This window comes from Rathayibacter sp. AY1D9 (genome assembly GCF_002932395.1).
Taxonomy (GTDB): domain Bacteria; phylum Actinomycetota; class Actinomycetes; order Actinomycetales; family Microbacteriaceae; genus Rathayibacter.
The window spans coordinates 1-919 of record NZ_PSVQ01000080.1 but is presented as its reverse complement, the minus strand read 5'-3'; the positions used below and the strand labels follow the sequence as shown (position 1 = coordinate 919).

Sequence of the window (919 nt, the reverse complement as noted above, 5' to 3'; positions counted from 1 at the left end):
CGACCGCTCCACTCCGCCCGTGCCCCCGCCCGTGCCGCCGCCCGACCTCACCGGATGCCGCTGCGCGCGAACCCCTGCACGAAGTAGCGCTGGAAGCACAGGAACAGCAGCACCATCGGCAGCACCGACACCAGCGCCAGCGCCATGCTCGCGCTGTAGTCAGGCGTCGACTGGCCCTTGAGGTAGAGCAGGCCGATCGGCAGCGTGAACAGCTCGTTGTCCTTCAGGGCGATCAGCGGCCAGGCGAAGTCGTTCCAGCTGCCGAGCAGAGTCAGCAGGATCAGGACGGCGATCAGCGGCTTCGAGAGCGGCAGCACGATCTGCAGGAACACCCGCAGGTGGCCGGCGCCGTCGATCCGCGCCGCCTCGATCAGCTCCTCCGGGATGGAGAGGAAGAACTGCCGGGCGAGGAAGATCCCGAAGGCCGCCGCCGCTCCGGGCAGGATCACCGACCAGTAGGTGCCGTAGATCTGCAGTCCGGTCACGAGCTTGAACTGCGCGACCATGATCGCCTGCACCGGGATCATCATCGTGGCCAGTGCGAGCAGGAACAGCAGGTTCCGCCCCGGGAAGCGCAGCCGCGCGAAGCCCCAGCCGGCCAGAAGGTTCACCACGACGGTGAACACCGTGACGAACGCCCCGATCACGACCGAGTTGACGAACCACTCGCCCACGGGGAATCGCGCGAACACCGTCGCGAAGTTCTCGAACGAGATTTCGCTCGGCCAGAAGCGGGGCGGGCCGGGCGCGAACACCTCGCCGCGCGGCGAGAAGGCGATGACGAGCATCCAGTACAGCGGGAAGAACACGATCGCCGAGGCGACGATCGCGACGACGAGGCGGATGACGAGTCCGGAGCGGGAGCCATCGCGGCGGGAGGGACGCCGGCGCGGGGTCTCGCGGGCGGTGGCCGCGGCGA

Annotated in this window: 1 protein-coding gene; it reads right to left on the bottom strand. The window is 68.8% G+C overall.

The genetic code is table 11. From position 1 onward, the window contains the following. Positions 1-47: 47 nt before the first annotated feature. Positions 48-919, bottom strand: an 872-nt coding sequence (locus C5C50_RS16580) for a carbohydrate ABC transporter permease (RefSeq protein WP_308471845.1), incomplete at its 5' end; no start/stop codon positions are given.